The sequence below is a fragment of the Frankia sp. CpI1-P genome (assembly GCF_001421075.1).
Lineage (GTDB): Bacteria > Actinomycetota > Actinomycetes > Frankiales > Frankiaceae > Frankia > Frankia torreyi.
Map to the genome: position 1 here is coordinate 68,434 of NZ_LJJX01000005.1, position 18,227 is coordinate 86,660.

At 70.4% G+C, this 18,227-nt stretch carries 9 protein-coding genes and 19 pseudogenes; 7 read left to right on the forward strand and 21 right to left on the reverse strand.

The window, feature by feature from the left end:
- Positions 1–154: 154 nt before the first annotated feature.
- The 9 genes and pseudogenes from FF86_RS40595 to FF86_RS63960 all read right to left on the reverse strand — a co-directional run.
- Positions 155–585, reverse strand: a pseudogene (locus FF86_RS40595) (SAM-dependent DNA methyltransferase); the annotation flags it as partial.
- Position 586: 1 nt separating this feature from the next.
- Positions 587–1,542, reverse strand: a pseudogene (locus tag FF86_RS04990) (class I SAM-dependent DNA methyltransferase); the annotation flags it as partial.
- 1 nt (position 1,543) lies between these two features.
- Positions 1,544–1,714 (reverse strand): annotated as a pseudogene (locus FF86_RS65240) (type I restriction-modification system subunit M N-terminal domain-containing protein); the annotation flags it as partial.
- 1,053 nt (positions 1,715–2,767) lie between these two features.
- Positions 2,768–3,033 (reverse strand): annotated as a pseudogene (locus FF86_RS65245) (restriction endonuclease subunit S); the annotation flags it as partial.
- A 284-nt stretch (positions 3,034–3,317) separates the two neighbouring features.
- On the reverse strand, positions 3,318–5,090 hold a 1,773-nt coding region (locus FF86_RS40600; RefSeq protein WP_255355707.1), incomplete at its 5' end, for a type I restriction-modification enzyme R subunit C-terminal domain-containing protein.
- 1 nt (position 5,091) lies between these two features.
- Positions 5,092–5,317: pseudogene (locus FF86_RS40605) on the reverse strand (hypothetical protein); the annotation flags it as partial.
- 1 nt (position 5,318) lies between these two features.
- Positions 5,319–5,594 (reverse strand): annotated as a pseudogene (locus FF86_RS40610) (DEAD/DEAH box helicase family protein); the annotation flags it as partial.
- Between the two features lies 1 nt (position 5,595).
- Positions 5,596–6,778: pseudogene (locus FF86_RS40615) on the reverse strand (restriction endonuclease); the annotation flags it as partial.
- 1 nt (position 6,779) lies between these two features.
- Positions 6,780–6,971, reverse strand: a pseudogene (locus FF86_RS63960) (hypothetical protein); the annotation flags it as partial.
- Positions 6,972–7,080: 109 nt separating this feature from the next.
- Between FF86_RS63960 and FF86_RS40625 the strand changes: the two are divergent.
- Positions 7,081–7,539, forward strand: a pseudogene (locus FF86_RS40625) (hypothetical protein); the annotation flags it as partial.
- Positions 7,540–7,903: 364 nt separating this feature from the next.
- The gene (locus tag FF86_RS05005) at positions 7,904–8,290 is read left to right on the forward strand and encodes a hypothetical protein (protein WP_044883625.1); all 387 of its coding nucleotides are present in this window, start codon (positions 7,904–7,906) and stop codon (positions 8,288–8,290) included.
- Positions 8,291–9,131: 841 nt separating this feature from the next.
- On the opposite strand, the gene FF86_RS05015 is transcribed toward FF86_RS05005, so the two are convergent.
- From FF86_RS05015 to FF86_RS40650, 7 genes and pseudogenes are all read right to left on the reverse strand, one after another.
- Positions 9,132–10,067: bifunctional RNase H/acid phosphatase (locus FF86_RS05015; protein ID WP_242418198.1), on the reverse strand; the 936-nt coding region annotated here is incomplete at its 5' end.
- Between the two features lies 1 nt (position 10,068).
- A pseudogene (locus tag FF86_RS40630) lies at positions 10,069–10,268 on the reverse strand (reverse transcriptase-like protein); the annotation flags it as partial.
- Between the two features lie 37 nt (positions 10,269–10,305).
- A partial coding sequence (locus FF86_RS05020; RefSeq protein WP_242418199.1) for a zinc ribbon domain-containing protein occupies positions 10,306–10,839 on the reverse strand: 534 nt, incomplete at its 5' end.
- Between the two features lies 1 nt (position 10,840).
- Positions 10,841–11,049, reverse strand: a pseudogene (locus tag FF86_RS40635) (hypothetical protein); the annotation flags it as partial.
- 149 nt (positions 11,050–11,198) lie between these two features.
- A partial coding sequence (locus tag FF86_RS40640) for a Nif3-like dinuclear metal center hexameric protein (RefSeq protein WP_242418200.1) occupies positions 11,199–11,495 on the reverse strand: 297 nt, incomplete at its 5' end.
- A 1-nt stretch (position 11,496) separates the two neighbouring features.
- Positions 11,497–11,923, reverse strand: a pseudogene (locus FF86_RS40645) (Nif3-like dinuclear metal center hexameric protein); the annotation flags it as partial.
- 1 nt (position 11,924) lies between these two features.
- Positions 11,925–12,043, reverse strand: a pseudogene (locus FF86_RS40650) (Nif3-like dinuclear metal center hexameric protein); the annotation flags it as partial.
- An 814-nt stretch (positions 12,044–12,857) separates the two neighbouring features.
- Between FF86_RS40650 and FF86_RS40660 the strand changes: the two are divergent.
- From FF86_RS40660 to FF86_RS40670, 3 pseudogenes are all read left to right on the forward strand, one after another.
- Positions 12,858–13,982: pseudogene (locus FF86_RS40660) on the forward strand (hypothetical protein); the annotation flags it as partial.
- A 1-nt stretch (position 13,983) separates the two neighbouring features.
- A pseudogene (locus FF86_RS40665) lies at positions 13,984–14,649 on the forward strand (hypothetical protein); the annotation flags it as partial.
- A gap of 1 nt (position 14,650) precedes the next feature.
- Positions 14,651–15,064: pseudogene (locus tag FF86_RS40670) on the forward strand (hypothetical protein); the annotation flags it as partial.
- Here FF86_RS40670 and FF86_RS05040 read toward each other — a convergent pair.
- Positions 15,061–15,417, reverse strand: coding sequence for a hypothetical protein (locus tag FF86_RS05040; RefSeq protein WP_044883618.1), 357 nt, complete (start codon positions 15,415–15,417; stop codon positions 15,061–15,063). The pseudogene FF86_RS40670 and the gene FF86_RS05040 overlap by 4 nt on opposite strands.
- A gap of 293 nt (positions 15,418–15,710) precedes the next feature.
- Between FF86_RS05040 and FF86_RS05045 the strand changes: the two genes are divergently transcribed.
- Positions 15,711–16,260: LON peptidase substrate-binding domain-containing protein (locus FF86_RS05045; RefSeq protein WP_242418201.1), on the forward strand; the 550-nt coding region annotated here is incomplete at its 3' end.
- Position 16,261: 1 nt separating this feature from the next.
- Positions 16,262–16,385 (forward strand): annotated as a pseudogene (locus FF86_RS65250) (peptidase S16); the annotation flags it as partial.
- A gap of 17 nt (positions 16,386–16,402) precedes the next feature.
- On the opposite strand, the gene FF86_RS05050 reads toward FF86_RS65250, so the two are convergent.
- The 4 genes and pseudogenes from FF86_RS05050 to FF86_RS40685 all read right to left on the reverse strand — a co-directional run.
- Complete coding sequence (locus FF86_RS05050) at positions 16,403–17,143, reverse strand: hypothetical protein (protein WP_044883616.1); 741 nt, start codon at positions 17,141–17,143, stop codon at positions 16,403–16,405.
- 163 nt (positions 17,144–17,306) lie between these two features.
- On the reverse strand, positions 17,307–17,709 hold a 403-nt coding region (locus tag FF86_RS40675), incomplete at its 5' end, for an ABC transporter permease (protein ID WP_242418202.1).
- 1 nt (position 17,710) lies between these two features.
- Positions 17,711–17,779: pseudogene (locus FF86_RS40680) on the reverse strand (hypothetical protein); the annotation flags it as partial.
- A gap of 1 nt (position 17,780) precedes the next feature.
- Positions 17,781–18,036, reverse strand: a pseudogene (locus FF86_RS40685) (ABC transporter permease); the annotation flags it as partial.
- Positions 18,037–18,227 lie beyond the last annotated feature (191 nt).

Consider the following 18,227-nt stretch of genomic DNA (forward strand, 5'->3'; position numbering starts at 1 on the left):
CGTGCAGGGGCCGGCGCGGTGGTCGCTGCCGGGTGAGGGCTCGCTCGCCGAGCTGGCCGAGGCGGTGCTGCGCGCGAACGAACCCGACTGACGCATCGCCGCGCCGAGCGCACCCGCGAACGCATGACGTCGCTGCGCGGGTGCGCCGGACTCGTCAGAGGGGAAGTTCCCCGACCGCGGGTGCGTCGTCGGCCGACGCGGAGCCGTCGGGTTCCGCGGAACCGTCGCTGCGCGGACCGGCGGCGAGGGACTCGGCGATGGCGGCGAACTCGGCCAGCGCGGCTTCGAGATCCTCGACGATCTCCCGGGCGATGACGTCGGGAGGCAGCAGGCTGTCAGCGTCGTCGAGGCTCGGGTCGCGTAGCCAGGTGATGTCGAGGTTCGCCTTGTCCCGGGCGACCAGCTCGTCGTAGGTGAACGGACGGAACCGCTCGGACTCGACCCGGGTCTTCCGCGGTTCCCCAGGCCGGTAGCAGGCGACGAAGTCGTCAAGGTGCTCTCGGCGCAGCGGGTTCTGCTTGAGTGTGAAATGCTGGCCGACCCGCAGGTCGTAGACCCACATCGTCGTCGTCCACGGCGTGCCCGNCCGGGCTCGGCGCTTGTCGAAGAACAGCACGTTCGCTTTGACCCCGCCGGCGTAGAAGATGCCAGTGGGCAGGCGCAACAGGGTGTGGACGTCGTAGTCAAGCAGCAGCCGGCGGCGGACAGTCTCCCCCGCGCCGCCTTCGAACAGGACATTGTCGGGGACGACGACGGCCGCCCGACCGTTCACGTCCAGCGACGTCGCGATGTGCTGCACGAAGTTGAGCTGCTTGTTCGTCGTCGTCGTCCAGAAATCCGTTCGACTGTAGGCAATGTCGTCCCGGCCGGCGCGGCCATCTTCCCCGATCACCGTGATCGACGACTTTTTCCCGAACGGCGGGTTGGCGAGGATGACCGTCGGGTTGCCCCCGTACCGCCCGGCAAGCGCGTCCCCGACGTCGATGAGCGTGTTGCCGTTGGGCTGGCCGATGCCATGCAGGATCATGTTCATCGCGGCGAGCCGGGCGGTACCGTCGACCAGCTCCGTGCCCTTGATCGCCCCCCGGCTGAAGGCGCTGCGCTGCTCCGGCGTCATGTCGGCGCCGTGATGGCGCTGGATGTAGTCGGCGGCGGCCAGGAGGAAGCCGCCGGTGCCACACGCCGGGTCGTAGACGGTGTCGCCGGGCAGTGGCTGGAGGCAGTCGACCATGGCCGCGGTCAGCGCCCGCGGGGTGAAGTACTGCCCCGCGCCGGACTTGATGTCCTCGGCGCTTTTAGCCAGCAGCTCCTCGTAGGCATCACCCTTGACGTCGACACCGGTCGAAGACCACTGCTCCTTTTCGATCAGATCCACGATGAGCCGCTTCAGCTTGGCCGGATCCTGAATGCGGTTCTGCGCCTTCCGGAAGATCACCCCGAGCATGCCCGATTCCTTGGCAAGCTCCTCCAGTGTATGCCGGTACTCGACCTCCAGATCGTCGCCGTCGTAGTCGAGCAGCTTCTGCCACCGCGCCGCAACCGNCCTCAGAGCGATGTCCGGATTCAGCTTGCGTTCGGCCCGCTCGTGCGCCATCTTCAGAAACAACAGGTAAGTAAGCTGCTCGACGTAGTCGATCGTGGAGACACCGTCATCCCGCAGCACATCGCAGTATTTCCACAGCTTCGCAACCAACCGCCGTGCGTCCGCGCTCACCCCAGCACGTCCTTATCTTGATCTATGCCCATGTCGCCAAGNGGCAGCATCGGCACGGATGCGGCAGCGACGGAGTCCCAACCTCTGGCCGGTCGGACTGTAGCCGGNCCGGCCCCAGCCGACTTTGGAGTCCGCCGCCTTGGTGGCACCTTCNCCATACCGGCGCGCTCTCCTTGGATCTGCGCCAATAGCATCGATGCCGGCTCATCCCCCGGATCCTGCGTCACCAACCGCCCCGCAAATGCCTCCGCCAGTAATGCGCCTCGCAAGCGTCGAGACCGAGCATCAACTATAGCAGTCGAATTTTTCCAGATTTCCACCACCGACAGACAACGCTCTACTTCTCGAACAATCTCCCGTTGCACTACAATCGGCGGTATCACTACTGGAAGTGCTCTTATCGCCGAAATATTTACCCCTTTAACCGCAACCCCTCTCGCGTGGNGCGCGAAATACTGGCGGCTAAAGCGGCCCTGCAGATAGAGATGCAGATAATCGGAAGCCAGGTCGGGCAGCGGAGAAATTCGAGCAACATCGCGACTAATATTTACGCCGGTCAAATCGGAAGATATAACCGCGGAGCGTTCATATGAGCCTCTGATAGCCATCACAACATCACCGGCTCGCAACCTTGAACCCGGGAATTGGGTGNCCATCTCCTTCGACGTTCGCTTCAAAGATTCGCGAACCAAAGACCCCGCAGACAAATCCCGAACTTCGACGTATGGAACTTCTCGCACGCCGGGAGAATTTGGCTTTAGGATACCATAACGAATAGTTCTGATGGGGTCAGTTGCCGCCTCAAGACTGACAAGAGCCCATCCGCGCGGGATCGACGGGGGCGGCTCTATATTCGGAGCTACGGGAGAATTATAATTTGATCTTCGCGCCGCAGCCCAAGAAACCTCGCGTTGCCTAGCCAGCTTAGCGGCAATTTCCTCACTGGAAGATATACATGAGGTGGAGTGCTTCACGAGCCGCCCCTCCACGGCGCTTGAGATTATCGAAAGCGCAAGATCTCGGCTGCGGATGTTGACACGACCAAGCGAGTCNGCAGCCTTCGCAAGTCGCGGCAAATATTCATCGAGGACGGTAACGATGCGGCGCTGTTCGGCCAACGGTGGGACCGGTAGGGGCATACGCCGCAACTCTCCGAGACCCAGACGAGGCCGACCAACCCCTCTAATCCTGGAAGCCGCGTAGCTTCGAGACTGTGGCGCACTCAAAAAGTAGAGCAGCCAATGCGGATCGATGGAGTGGTGAGGACGAACACGAATGCAATCAGCCTTCACGATCGCCGATACATCGAACTTCGGCATAATACAAACGCGAGGAAGATTGTCGCCCAGCGAAGCGACTATGAGATCTCCTGCACACACCTCATGNGCGCGCAGAGATTCAAAATGATCATCGGCGATATAGGCTCGATCTTCGTCATTGAAGATTCCATCACCGATGTTCTGCAGTCGAATTACCCTGACACCCGAGGCAGTGTAATGGCGAGAGGCTAGATTCGAGCCAAAAGGTCCGTCAGTGATAGCCCTCGACTCCACCGCAAGAAGATCTTCGAGGCAAGCCCATTCCCAGCCGAGGGGGAGGTTGGTCATGCGGTGAGGGCGGTGCGGAGGGTGGTGAGGACGGTCTCGGCACGGTCGTTGCCGAAGGCGGCGAGGAAGCCGTCGGTGCCACCGTTCTGGGTGAAGGGCGACTCGTCGAGGTCGCTGTCGTTGAAGGTCGCCGAACTCACCACGATGTCCTTGATCCTCTCCAGCCACCATTCCTGGTCGGCCGTGAACGTCACGCCGGCCTGCCGCTGGGCGGCGAGCCAGGAGGCAAACCGCTCGTCAACCACCGCCCGATGTGGCCGCGGCTGCTCCTCGATGCCCAGCTCGTAGCGGATCAGGCCGATCAGATCCAACGTTCCGTAACTTACCCCCGGTGCCTCGGGCGCGAGCCCGAGGACCTGGTACGAGTGCCACAGGCTGAGCGGAGACCACAGGTGCGGTGGCCGGGCGATCCGCGCGGCCAGTTCTTTGAGCCGGATGTACACCGACCGCGGGTCGCCGCCGTGCTCGTAGGCCGCCTCGATCAGGGCGATCTCGTCATGGTTAGCCTTCAGGTACGCCCGCCAGGAGGTCACCTGGTCGCGGGCCAGCTCGGACCGGTCGACGCCACCCGCGGAGAGCAGGACGTCGGTGTTCACCTCGTCGATGGTGATCTCGTGGGCGCGGCGGATCTCCAGCAGCCGGGCGCGCAGATCCGGGTTCGCAGCGAGCGGGCGGACCGCGGCAACGACCAGCTTCCGTACCTCCGTCGGGCCCTTCCTCTCCGCGTCGGCGAGCAGGTCCGGATCGGCGGCCCGAACCAGGCTGCCGACCACCTCTGCGAGCGGCATTTTCGCGAGAGTCTCCAACTCCGTGCGTTCCTCCGCGGTGAGCCGCTGATCGAGACGGGCGAGACGGGAGGCGAGCGTCGCCGTCTCGTCGGCGGTGATCTCCAGGCTGCCGGCCTTGCGCAGCAGCGCCTCCAGGCTGATCTGCCGTTCGGTGTGCCGGGCCAGCGGGGCCGCGTCGACCCGTTTCGTGTCGACGACGCCGATCGCGTCGACGAGCACGAAACGATCCTTGGTTCGCGCATCCGGCGTGACACTCTGAAACTCCGCCGGGTCGATGGTCCGCGCCCCGCGACCCTTCATCTGTTCGAAGGCGACCGGGCTTTTCGGGTTGCGCAGGAACAGCAGGCATTCCAGCGGGCGCACATCCGTACCGGTGGAGATCATGTCGACGGTGACAGCGACACGCAACTCCGCCGAGTTACGGAACGATGCCAGCAGCTCGTCGGTGTTGCGCACCGAATAGGTGATCTTCACGGCGAACTCGTTGCCGCGGTTGAAGACCTCGCGGATCCGGCGGACGATCTCGTCGGCGTGGTTGTCATCGCGGGCGAACACCAGCGTCTTCGGCACCTCGGTACGCCCCGGGAAAATCTCGGTGAACAGCCGGTCCCGGAACGTCGCGAGCACCAGGTCGAGGTTCCCCTCGCTGATGACGGTCCGGCCGAGCTGGTCCGGGCTGTAGCTGAAGTCGTCGTCGAGCTCCTCGTAGCGCTGCTCCCGGGTCCGCCGGTCGCGGCGCGGCACGGTGATGCCGGCCTCGATGGTGTCGCCCTGCTCGCCGTGCTTCGTGCGGATGCGGTAGACGTCGAAGTCGACGTTCACGCCGTCCGCGACCGCCTGTTGATTGGAGTACTCGCTGACCACGTTCCGCTGGAAGTAGCCCAGGGTCTGCTTCGTCGGGGTGGCGGTCAGCCCGGTCTGGAAGGCGTCGAAGTACTCCAGCACCGCCCGCCACTTCCCGTAGATGGAGCGGTGGCACTCNTCGATGATGATGAGGTCGAACGTCTCCGGCGGTAGCGCGGCACTGTAGGTGACGGCGGCCGGCTCGACATCCTCGTCGCCCGACGCCTCCATCCCGTCGTCGAGGTCCGGGTCGTCGGTGTCGGCATCCGGCACGCTGCGGCCCGACAGCACCGCGTACAGCCGCTGCACCGTCGAGATGACGACCTGCCAGGAGTCGGCCACCCCGGAGCCGGCCAGGATCTCGGNGTTGTAGAGGTCGGTGAAGCGGCGACCATCGTCCGGGACCATGTAGCCGCCGAACTCGGTGCGCGCCTGACGGCCCAGGTTGTTGCGGTCGACGAGGAACAGCACGCGCCGGGCCCGCGCATGGCGCAGCAGGCGGGCGCTCGTCGTCACCGCCGCGTACGTCTTGCCCGCGCCGGTCGCCATCTGGATGAGCGCCCGTGGCCGACCGGTGGCCAGCGAACGCTCCAATCCGGTGACGGCGTCGACCTGAGCCGGCCGCAGGGACGCAGTGGCCAGNGGAAACGTCGCCGGCAGCGCGGCGAGCCGGGCCCGCAGGGTCGGGTGGTCCGGGTCCTCGTCAGCCTCCCGCATCCAGCGAGCCAGCGTCGCCGGCTGGTGAAAGGAAAATACGCGCCGGGATCTCGGCACGGGATCAAGGACGTTGGTGAACTGCGTCTCGATCGCCGTCGACTCGTACCGGAAGGGCAACGGGGAGCGCCAGGTAGCCATCTGCTGTTCCTTGGTCAGCGTGCCGGCGTACCGGGCGGACTGGCCCTCGACCTGTGTCAGCGTGGTGCCTTCCCGCTTCGCCTCGATCACGCCGACGAGTGCCTGATCGACGTACAGCAGGTAGTCGGCCGGGCCGGAGGCAGTGCGTCCCTCCCGGACCGCGACACCTCCACCCCCCACGAACAAGTTCAGCGCGGACACGTTCTGGACGACCCAGCCGGCGGCCTGCAGCATCCGATCGATCTCGGCCCGGACCTGCACCTCCGTACGCGGTTCGCGGGCGGCCACCCGGGCCCGCTCGATAAGCGCCTCACGCTGGTCCGCATTCGTCGACCGCGGCTGCATCCCGGGTAGCCCGATGCCCGCCTCGACGGACAGCACCTCGCGGACCGCCATCGCGTCGGCGTCGGCCGACTCGGTCGCTACGGTTGCCGGCGTCAGGGTCGTCTGCCGCGGGGAGTCCGCCACCAGCGCTGAGATGCGCCGGTGCAGCTCGGCGACGGTCTCGTGCAGCGCCTGTGCCTCCGATCGGGCGCGCTCGGCGGCCTGCTCGGCCTCGGTTCGCGCCGCCTGCTCGGCCGCCAGTTCATCCAGGCGTCCGTCGAGGCGGACCTTCGTCTGGGCGAGCCGGTCCCGATAGGCCGCCAGCTCCTCCCGCAGCTGGCGCAGCTCGTCGGCGTCGACAGCGGACGACGCCGCGGTGCCCGATTCCGGCGGGGCGGGCGGGACGAAGGCGATGACGCTGCGGTCCTCGGTGAGGAAGCGGTGGAACCACACGCCGAGCTCGAAGCAGTGGCCCACCATGGCGAGCGCTACCCGAACCTCGCCGAAGTAGCCGTGCACTGCTTCGTTGCCGGCGCGGCGAACGGCGTCGAACGCGCGCTTGATCCGACTGTCCAACAGACCGGACCTGGCCAGCGCGGCGAGGCGGTCCACCTGCCGGTCCCCGCGCACCCGCGTCTCGGTCTCTGNGACCATGCGCGCGGCCAGCGTCTCTGCGAACTGACGCGCCTTCATCAGGGACGTGTTCGGATCGGGATAGATGTAGGACTCCGCGCTCACCCCGAACAGGACGAGCAGCGGCTCGTGCTCGAGCAGGAACCCGAAGTTCTGGGACGCCTGAGCCAGCTTCACGATCTGTGCGTGCAACGCGCCGTCCACCACGCCCCCACGTGTTCAAGCCGCGAAACCGGTCCCGGAACGAGACCAGCCGCCTACCATAANGTATATCCGTCCCATCAGCAGACAAGCCCGCTCACGGACGGTTCGCGACATGCATGTGGCAGCACTGCTACTTTGGGTGGCGATGTCTATCGAGCGGCCGGCGGCGACTCCCGAGCGGTCGCCGGTACCAGACCAGTCCGGAGAGCCGCGCGTCGACCGTCCCTCGGGGCCTACCGAGCGGTCGAGAATCGAGTCGAAGCTGGATGCGCTGGAACGTCGCGCACTGTCGGATGATCGGCCGCAGCCGGCCGATCGCCGGACGGCGGTCGAGCCCGAGACCCGCCTTTCACCGCTGGAACGCAAGCTGGCACTGCTTGACGACGCTACCCGTGATGATCCGGCCGGGGACGTGGGCCGGGACGCGACAGCCAGAAAGCGGGATGGGTCGGACGGACCGGAAAGGCTCGGCTGGAAGCTGACCCGGATCTGGCGGGACAGCCTGCCGACCACCGACGGACGGGCCTTCTACGAGAAGTCCGACGTGGAGATGCGCACAACCGCTGCGGAANCTAGACCGGCCCCGGGTCAGTACACCGCCGACCTGCACGGTACCCCCTCGGAATTCCGGGTCGGCCGGACACGACTCGACGCCCGGCAGCTCAGCGCGCTCATCCGCGCGGACGAGAACTGGCGCGGCCGACCGGTGCGGCTGGTGTCCTGCGAGACTGGACAGGGCGACGACCCCGTCGCCCAGAAGGTCGCCGACGAACTCGGCGTCACCGTGACCGCACCGACCGAACTCGCCTTTAACGACGAGAGAGGTAATGTCGTCACGACGTCAAGGCGACGGAACGAGTTCGGAATCCTGGTGGCAACCCGACCACACGACGGCCATTGGATCGATTTCCACCCGACAACCAAAGGTGATGGCAATGCCCCAGATTATCGGTGATCTGAAGATGGCCAAGGTCTTCGATGGCACAGCGGACGGCACCCCCTTCATAACCGACCGCCCAGAGCTGCCCCCCGGTCGCGAACGCAGCGAGGTTCTGGCCTACCTGCGACACGCGGCAGTCATCCTACGGGCCGCCGGCCTCGACGTCGACCAGCTCGACCCGGCCCGACCGAAGCAGGTGCCCATGGCACTCCTGACGGATGGATTCTGGATCTGGGACGCCTCCGTCGCCTACTACCTGGAAGCGCACGATCTTCCACCCGAACCGGAGTTCCTCGAGTACCTCCGCGGCCGAGACTTCACGTATGTGGCGCCCACGAGAGAACAGATTACGGCAGCGGCGGACGCACTCCGATCGCAATAATCACGGGCTGGAAGCGGGACGGTGATGGGGTGGGCGCAGGGAGACGTCTGGAGGCGTCGATCGACCCGCCGCCGTGGTTCGTGACCTGGTCGTTCACCGCAGCCGACGGCGGACCGGCGCCGATCCGGGCAGAGGCGTTTCTCATCTCCGCTCAGATTCCTCCGGCCACCAGCTTCGTGTTCGACGAAGACGCGGCCGACTCCTCCTCCTGGGCCGCCTGGCCGGTCGCACTCGACCAGGACAAGCACGATCAGCCCACCGGGCCGGCACTTCTCACAGCACGCCCGCAGATAGCCGATCAGTTCCGCCCGGGACGGGTCTTCGACCATCTCCCCTCGCCCAACGAAGATCCCACCATCCGCCAGCCGGGCGNCACGCTCCTCGAGCCGGCCATCGCACCGGAATGGCTCATCCGGCGTCTCCTCGCGCGNCTCGCCACCCTCCCGTGCGACCCGACCGCCTTTCAACCCTGGGAGACTACCGTCGACCGCGCACGGGTCAGTCACGACGGACGTGAACTCCGGTTGTGCGTCGCCACGAACCGCGGCGAGATCCCGGCCGGCGTCGACGTCGCGGAATTCGGCGACCGGATCGAGGTGCGCGTCCGCGTCGGCATCGACCGGCAACAGCCACCACGACCGATCCGCATCAGGAAGGTGCCTGGTACGGCTCATGGCCGGAGCGCCCGCCACGGTGGAGTTCAACGGCGATGGTGGATCGGCGTCGCCCTCGCCCGGCCCCTCGCCGACCGCCCCGTCTTTGACGTCGGCACCCGCGATCGGGCTGCCTGGTGGGCTGCCCGCCTGGCCTGGCAGGCAGCCCACCAGCAGACCTGCGGTGACTACTCGCCGTAGGTGGTCAGGTTCACGGAGTGGTGGGTGTCGTTGAAGCCGCGCAGCACGGCGGGGCCGTCGGAGTACCAGTCGATCGTGGTCAGCGAGACCAGGTCCAGGTGCAGGCGGTACAGGACGGTCGGCTCGGCGGCCAGTGCGAGCTGGGTCAATCCCTTGATCGGCGTGACGTGCGAGACGACGAGGATCCGCTTGCCGGGCTGCTCGGCGAGCAGCCGGTCGCGGGCCCGGGTCACCCGGGTCACCGTCGAGATCAGGCTCTCCCCGCCGGGCGGCGGCACGTTCGGGTCGGCGAGCCAGGCGTTGAGCTCGTCAGGGAAGCGCTCGCGCACCTCGCCGAAGGTCATCCCCTCCCAGGCGCCGAAGCTGGTCTCCCGCAGGTCGTCGTCGACGACATAGTCGCGGCCCAGCGCCTCGGCGGTCTGCCGGGCCCGCTTCAGCGGCGAGCTGACGATCAGGTCGAACGGTTCGTCGCGCAGCCGGTCGGCGACCGCGGCGGCCTGGCTCATCCCCAGGTCGGTCAGCGACGCCTCCACCGTCCCGCTGAACCGCTTGTCCACCGACAGCGGGGTCTGGCCGTGGCGCAGCAGCACCGTCGTCGTCGGTGGGGCGGGCGGAGCCATCCAGCCGGAAAGCCGGTGGGTGGTGGGGGCGCGGTGCGGCGCCGGATCCGGTGACTGTGGGACCGACGGCTCCCAGCTCCGCCCGGCCGCGGCGGCGTCCATCGCCTCGTTGGCGAGGCGATCGGCGTCGGCGTTGCGGGCGCGGGGCACCCACTGGTAGCGCACGGCGGGGAAGGTGCGGGCGAGCGCGGTCGCCTCGTCGGCCAGGGGGCGCATCGCCGGGTGCTTGATCTTCCAGCGGCCGCTCATCTGCTCGACGACGAGCTTGGAGTCCAGCCGGGCTTCCACCTCGGCGTCCGGGGCNATCTCGGCGGCGGCCCGCAGCCCGGCGATGAGGCCCGAGTACTCGGCGACGTTGTTCGTGGCATGCCCGATCGACGCGGCCCGCTCGGCGAGCACCGTCCCGTCCGCGGCGTCACGGACCACGGCGCCGTAGCCGGCCGGGCCCGGATTGCCCCGGGATCCGCCGTCGGCCTCGACGACCAGCCTGCGCACCGTGCTCATCTGCCACTCCCCTCGCCCTGCCCGAACCGACCTGCCGCTACAGCCCCGACTCGGGGGTACGGACCAGGATGCGCCGACATTCCTCGCACCGCACGACCTCGTCGACGGGGGCCGCGGCGACCGCCCGCAGGTCGCCGCCGGAGAGTTCAAGATGGCAGCCCTGGCAGCGCCGACGCAGCAACGGCGCCGCGCCGACCCCGCCGGAGGACGCCCGGATCCGCTCGTACAACGTCACCAGCGCCTCGGGCAGCCGGGGCGCGAGGGCCTCCCGGTCCTGCCGCAGCCGGGCGGTCTCGGTGTCGATCTCGGCGTACGCCTTGTCGCGGGCGATGGTCGCGGCGTCGATTTCCGCCTGCAGGTCGGCGCGGCGCTGGCTGAGGGCCGCGAGCTGTCCCTCCAGGCCCTCGACGGCCTCCATCTTCTCCAGCGCGTCATCCTCGAGCACGCCCTGGCGGCGGGCCAGGGAGGCGAGCTCCGCCTGAAGGTTCTCCAGCTCCCGGGAGTTCGTCACCGCCCCGGACTCCAGCCGCTGGGAATCGCGGGCGGAGCGGGTCCGGACGAGCTCGATCTCNGTCTCCAGCTTGCGCTGGGCGCGGGTGACGTCCCCCAGCTCGGTGCGCACCCCGACGACCTCGTCGTCGAGGGTGCCCAGGGCCGCGGTGCGTTCGGTGATGACGGCGAGTTCGGGCAGCCCGCGGCGGCGGGCGGCCAGCCGGTCGAGGCCGGCGTCGAGGGCCTGCAGGTCGAGCAGGCGGAGCTGGATTGCTGGGTCGGCCTTCATGGACTCCTCACCGGTATGTCCTTCATCGGCGTCGGCCGCGATCGACGACGCCCTTGCCGGTACCGCGCCGCCCGGCCCGCGAGCCGGAGCGGTCGGCGGGACCGTGACGAACCCGGCCCGGCGAGCCGGGCATCCGCCTGCGACGCCGACTACCGGGACGGAACGTGCAACCGCCAGGGATCGGTCACGATAGCGGACACCGATGTGCTCACCGTACGTCCCCGGGTCCGCAGACCGGCCTCCAGACGCGCGGCGGCCTGCGTGAGCCACGGCCATTCGCTCGCCCAGTGGGCGACGTCGACGACGGCGATCGGATGCTCCCCCACCGTGTCGAGCACGTGGTGATGCCGCCCGTCCGCGGTGACCAGGACGTCCGCGCCCGCGGCCCGCGCCGCGCCGGCCAGTTCCCCGCCGGAGCCGCCGCAGACCGCGACCCGGCGCACGAGNCGATCCGCGGCCCCGGTCGCCCGAACCCCACCGGCCGTCGCGGGCAGCGCCCGGGCGACGCGGGCGCAGAAGCGGTCCAGCGGCTCGGGCTCGGGCAGCTCGCCGATGCGCCCCAGCCCCCGACACACCGTCGGCCCCGCCCCCGCGCCATCCCCGGCCGGCTGCGCGTCAGCCGGGTGCACGTCAGCCGAGTGCCCCGGGTCCAGCGGGCCGACCCGGCGCAGCCCGAGGGCTGCGGCCAGCGCGTCGCTGACCCCCGGGTCGGCGACGTCGGCGTTGGTGTGCGCCGTGTACAGCGCGACCCCGGCGCGGATGAGGGTGGCGACGACCCGCCCGCCGGGTCCGGTCTCGGCCACCCCGTGGGTCCCGCGCAGGAACAGGGGATGGTGGGTGACGAGCAACTGGGCGCCGCCCGCCGCCTCGACGGNCACCTCGACGGTGGGATCGACGGCGAACAGCACCGCGGAGACGGGAGCCTCGGGGTCACCGACCGCCAGGCCCACCGCGTCCCATGACTGCGCCCAGGCCGGCGGGAACGCCTGCTCCANCACGGCCACGCAGTCACTGACCGTCGCCACCCTAGTGCTCACCACGGTGACCCTACCCGCACGGTCGCGGGCGTCCACCAGCCGGTCACGGCGGCCGCCGAGGTACCGAGGTCCCGCACGCGACGCACCGTTCGCCCCGTAACGTCACCTCTGGCAACGCGCCTGCGCAGGGGTGGCGAGCCACGAGGAAGGGGAACTCGGCATGGCGGACGTTTCGGTGCGATTCCAGGTCGCGGGGGATTCGGAGATCGTGCTGAACCTCNCGACCCCCCAGGCCGTCCGCCTCGTTGAGGCCATCATGCGCAAGGTCGCCGATGCGATGGCCGCCTCCCCGGCGGGTGGTGCCGGGTTGGGCGGTCCCGGGACCGGCGGCGCCGGGCTGGGCGGTCCGGCGATGGGCGCGCCGGACCGATCGGCCGTCGGTTCCGGCTGGCCGGACATCAATCCCGGGCAGAACTCCTTCCCGCCCGAGCGGTGACCCCACCCGGGCGGTGACCCCACCCGGGCGGTGGACCCGGCGGACCCGCCGAAGCGTCTGACCGCACCCGAGCGGTGAACCCGCCGGTGGTCGGCCGCTCTGCCGGACACCGGCGACGCCGCAGCCACGGCCGGCTCCGGCCGTCCGCGCACGGTGGCAAGCACCCGAACCGGAACTCCGTGCGGCCGCTATGCGGATAAAACGGGTCGTATATGACGGACCGGCACTCCCGGCACTTGCTTCCGTAAAAGCCGACACAACAAAGCCGCAACACGATACAACTCCGCACAGCCATTCCTCACCGAAGGGAAAACGATCACGCATGGCGGGGGACNTACCGGTCGACGAACGCGCCCTGATCACCCCGGCCGACGCGGCGGCCAGCCGTTCGCTGTGGGCCGCTCCCGCGAGGGCTGACGCGACCGATCCGGCCACGGGCGGCAACGCGGCGACCGACGACGGCACGCCCGCCCCGCCCGCCGCCGCCGGCGCCGGTGGCGAACGGACCCTGCACCGCTACGGCCGGGTCCAGGTGCTCGGCCGGCCGCGGGACGACGCGCCCGGCGGGCCGGGGCTGCTCGCGGCCCGCGCCGGCGCGGGCCTGCTGCCCCCGGCCGACGGCAGCGTCGTGTCGACCACGGGCGTCTCCCCCGGCCTGAACCGGGCCGAGACGCTGGGTCTGGATGCCTTCCGGCTGCGCGCCAGCGCCGCCTACCGCCGGCTGAAGCAGGATCGCCCGCGCGACGGCCATCCGTGGGACATGGACCGGCCCTGCACCGACGTTCCGCCCCCGCGGGGGTCCTTCGGGCCGGACCCGGACCGCCCGACACCACGCGCCTTCGCCAACGGTCAGTCGCTCCTGCAGAGCCCGCTGATGACGCTGACCGCCACAGGCGCCGCCGCCGACAGCGGCCCCGCCACGGGCCCCGCGGCCGGCGCCGCCGGCTCTCCGACCAGCTCGAAGCTGGAGGGCTCCGTCGCCATCGGCCTGATCCTCGTCGAGGGGCCCACCGCGGACCTGCAGTTCGCGGCGGCCGAGCGGACCAAGGTCGTGGCCGAGGTGCAGAACGGGCTGTCCTGGTACGCCACCACGAACCCGGCGGCCGGTCTCACGTTCTCCTACGACATCCAGCTCGTACGCCTGTCCGTGCCGGCGGACCCGAAGGCGGCCGATCTGGAGGCCCTGTGGCGGGATCCGGCGATGAGCCGGCTTGGCCACGCGGCCACCTTCGACGGCGTCTACGACTACGTCGACGCGCTGCGCGCCCGGCTCGGCACCCGGTGGGCCTACTGCGCCTTCTTCACCAAGTACCCGCTGGGCTACTTCGCCTACTCGTCGGTCGGCGGCCCCCGGATCGTCATGTCGTACGCCAACGACGGCTGGGGCCCCGACAACATCGACCGCGTCTTCACCCACGAGACCGGGCACATCTTCGGCGCCCCGGACGAGTACGGCGGCGNGGGCTGCGACTGCGGCGGTGCGTGGGGGGCGTTCGGCGTCCCGAACGGCAACTGCGACGCCTGCGCGCCGGCGCCGGCGGACTGCCTGATGCGTTCCAACAGCTTCGCGCTGTGCCGCTACACCCCCGGCCAGATCGGGTGGGGCCACGGCGTCGGCGGCAACCCGGCGATGGTCCAGTCGAAGGGGCTCGGCCGCGCCGGCAACTTCGACGTCGTCGTGCCGTCGGCGTTCGCGGGGATCACCCACGTGTGGCGGGACAACGACGCCGCCGGCTTCCCCTGGCGCGATCCGTGGCAGACCGCGCAGTCCCTCGGCCGCGTCGACGCACTCACCATGGTCCAGAGCACCCTGGCCAACCCCGGGCCGCTGGAGGTCGCCGTCCGGGTCGGCTCGACACTGTACTTCCTGTGGCGCGACAGCACCGGGGCGTTCGCCTGGCACGACCCCAAGCAGCTCACCCAGGGCGTCGGCGGGGTACCGTCGCTCGTCCAGAGCCGACTGGGGACGAAGGGCAACTTCGAGCTGCTCATCCCGGCCGCGGACGTCGGGATCCTGCACCTGTGGCGCAACCACGACGTCTACGGCTACCCCTGGAGCGCGCCGCGGCTGTTCGGCGCGAACCTGGGCCGGGTCGACGCGGTCAGCCTCATCCACGGCACCCTCGGNGGCGGCGCGGGCATGCTCGAGGCCGTCGCCCGGGTCGGCAGCCGGCTGGTGCACCTGACCCGGGACAACTCGGCGGTGTGGCGGACCGGCCCCGTCTTCGGCGAGGGGGTCGCGGGCAACCCGTCGCTGATCCAGAGCTCCTTCGCCGACGGGGCGCGCAACTTCGAGGTGGTCGTCCCCGCCGCCGGCGGCGGGCTCATCCACTACTACCGCAACAACGGCGCGCCCACGCCGTTCTGGAGCGGGCCGCGCCCGTTCGCCGCCACCCTGGGCAACGTCGACGCCGTCTCGATGATCCAGAGCAACTTCGACGGCCACCTGGAGGTCCTCGCCCGCGTCGGCGACGAGCTGCACATGGTGTGGCGCACATCCGGAGCCGGGGCGACCTGGTCGACCCCGCGCCGCGTGTTCTAGCCGACCACGGAACCGGGCGGCGGGTCGGGGGGTGAGGCGCCGGGGGCGTCCCAGGGAAGTCCCTCGGCGGGTCGGTCCTTGGCGCTGCGGCGCGCCAGCCAACCGTCGACGAACAGGGCCTCCGCGGGGCTGAGGGTCTCCCGCAGCGCCGGGGGCACCCCGTCGACGAAGACGCCGCGCACGCCGGCGCAGGCCCCCAGCTCCGCCGCTCGCGACGCCGGCACCGCCAGCAGTGCCAGTCGCGGCGGCAGCTGCGAGGTCACCGGTCCGAACTCGGCGAGCGTGGCCAGCGGACCATCGGCGCGGCCCGCTCCTTCGAGGACGACCAGGAGCTCAGGTTCGGTTCCCCACACCGGTCCATTCTCGCCCGAATGGCGACCGAAGGAGGACCCCGGGCCCGGTGGCGCCACCCCGGGCGGACCACCCGCGGCGCCGACACGCCCTCGTTCGGCGAGAATCACAGGGGTCGGCCGATGGACACCGCGGCCGGCGCGGGACAAGGTTGGATCGAACGGCCGGCTTCGGCACGCGGATCCGCCGCGGTGCGTCACCCCGGCGGCGAAGGCCGACCGGCCGCGGCCGACCGGCGGCGGCCGGCTCGGGCGTGGGCAGGATCCGGGTGGGCCAGAAGGGGAGGGCACCGGCGATGAGCGCGCGACTCCCGCTGTTCCCGCTCGGGACCGTCCTGCTTCCCGGGCTCGTGCTGCCCCTGGAGATCTTCGAGGAACGCTACCGGGCGCTGGTCCGGGAGCTGCTCGCCCAGCCCGCCGACGAGGCGCGCAGTTTCGGGGTCGTGGCCATCCGGCGGGGCCGCGAGACGGGGCCGGCGCTGCCGGCGATCCACGAGGTCGGCTGCACGGCCGTGCTGCGCCGGGTGCAGGAGCATCCGGACGGCCGGTTCTCCCTGATCACCGTCGGCGGGCAGCGGTTCCGCATCGGCGCGGTGGATCAGCGCAGCGCGCCGTATCTGGTGGGGGACGTGGAGTTCCTGCCCGACGAGGTCGGTGACGCCGAGTCCGCCCGCGAGTCCGTCGCGCCGGTGCAGCGGCTGATGCGCGCCTACGCCGAGCGGCTGGCCGCCACCGGCACGGTGCAGATCTCCCTGCCGGACCTGCCCGACGATCCCGTCGCCCTGTCCTACGTGATCGCCGCGGCGGCCGTCACCGATCTCACCGAGCGCCAGGGCCTGCTCGCGGNGGCCGACGCAGCCACCCGACTGCGCGTCGAGCGGGCGCTGCTACACCGGGAGGTCGGCCTGCTCCAGAAGATCACCACGATCGGCTCCAGCGAGCTGCGCCGGGTGGATCCGAGCCCCAACTGAGACAGGCCCGGCCAGGGTCAGCCGGATACCCGGGGGGCGTCGGGTCCGCTAGGGGCCGGCTCGCCCGCGGCGTCCGCCGGACGCTGCGGGCCCTCCGCGCCCTTGGTGCTGGCGGCCCCGGACTCGGTGCCAGGACCGGAGAAGGGCGCGGGCGGACGCGCGCCGCGTGGGCTCCGACGGGGGCGGGAGGTCGCCCACAGGCCGATCGCGAAGACGCCCAGGGCGACCACCGGCATGACCAGGTAGAGCCCGTGCGCGCGGACCCGCAGGTCGACCAGGTCCACCAGGATCGGCGAGGCGTTGCTCGGCAGGCTGTGCAGCAGGTCCGGAGAGCGGCGAAGATGACCGATCCAGCCGACGATCAGCGCGCCGCCGAGGCCCCCCACGGCAAGCCCCAGCGGCACCAGGAAGCCGGCGTCCCGGGCCCGCCAGAACGCCACCAGGCCGCCGACGAGCCCGGCGACCCCGCAGATCAGCGCGAAGCGGGCGTCGATGTCGCTCTGGACCGCGAACGCCGACTCGTTGCCGTGCAGCGCGCCGGGGACGTCGAGATGCGGCGCGACGGCGGCCCACAGCAGGCCGAGAGGGAACCCGGCGACCGCCATCGCCGCCGCGCAGATCAGGCCGGCGATCAGGTCCGGGCGGACACCGAACGGCAGTGGCCGCCGCGAGCGGGCCGGCAGCGGGGAGGTCTCAGACGGCTCGGCTCCCGGGCTGTCCGTCGGGACCCCCCGGAACTCCGCTGAACTCTCCGTCACGTCGCCCGTCCCGCCAAGAGGTGTCCGTCTCCTCGTCCACATCACCTACGGCGGCGTCGTCGGCCACCGCGGACGGTTGACACTATCGTGCTGGGCGGTCGTCCCGGCCACACTGGTGTGACAGTGGTCCCGGGCGACGCGATCCTGGACGGTTACGCTCTGGTCAGGAGGTTCCGACGCGGCGCAGCGTCACCGCCGCGACGGCCAGCGCCGCGATCCCCACGGCGGCGCAGACGGCGAGGTCGAGGACCACCTTCGACCAGTCCACGCCCGGTTGGAAGGCGGCCGCGAGGGCGTCCACGGCGTAGCTGCTGGGCAGCACGTCCCGCGCGACCCGGCCGATCTCGGGCAGCCGGTCGGCCGGGATGACCCCGAGAAACAGCACGATGCTCATCCCGAGCTGACCGGCGATGGTCGCCAGCTCCGGGCGCGGGGCGAGCAGACCGACCACGGCCCCCAGGCCCGCCAGGCACACCCCGGAGAGCACGACGACGGGCAGGAGCAGCCACAGTCCCGTGATCGGCAGGTTGTAGAGCAGGGCGCCGAGTACGGCCGTGATGACCGTGNCGGGCGCGGCGAACGTCGCGTAGGAGGCGGCCGTGCCCAGCACGACCGCCGCCGGCGGGATCGGCAGGGNCAGGTAGTAGTCGAGCGCGCCGGCCGCCCGCAGGGCACCGAAGCGCTGGGCGAGCAGGTTCAGCGCGACGAACGCGACCACCAGCACGGTGGAACCCGCGACGACCTGGCCGGCGGCGGTGGTGTTGTCGACGTCGAGGATGCCGCGCAGCAGGACCAGGATCCCGATCGACTGGAACGACGCCACGAACAGCAACGGGATGCGGCCGACCTTCGACCGGGCGAGCTGCCCGCGGTAGACCGCGCCGAACGCCGTGNCGAACCGGGTGGCCAGCGGCATCTTCGGCGGCCCGAGCCGCGCCGGCATCGGGATCGGCAACGGCAGCGGCACCGTGGACGGCCCCGACGTCGACTCCAGAGACGACTCCAGGGACAGCCCCGACGTCGACTCCAGAGACGGCTCCAGGGACGGCTCCGACGACGGTTCCAGGGACGGCGCCGGCTGCAG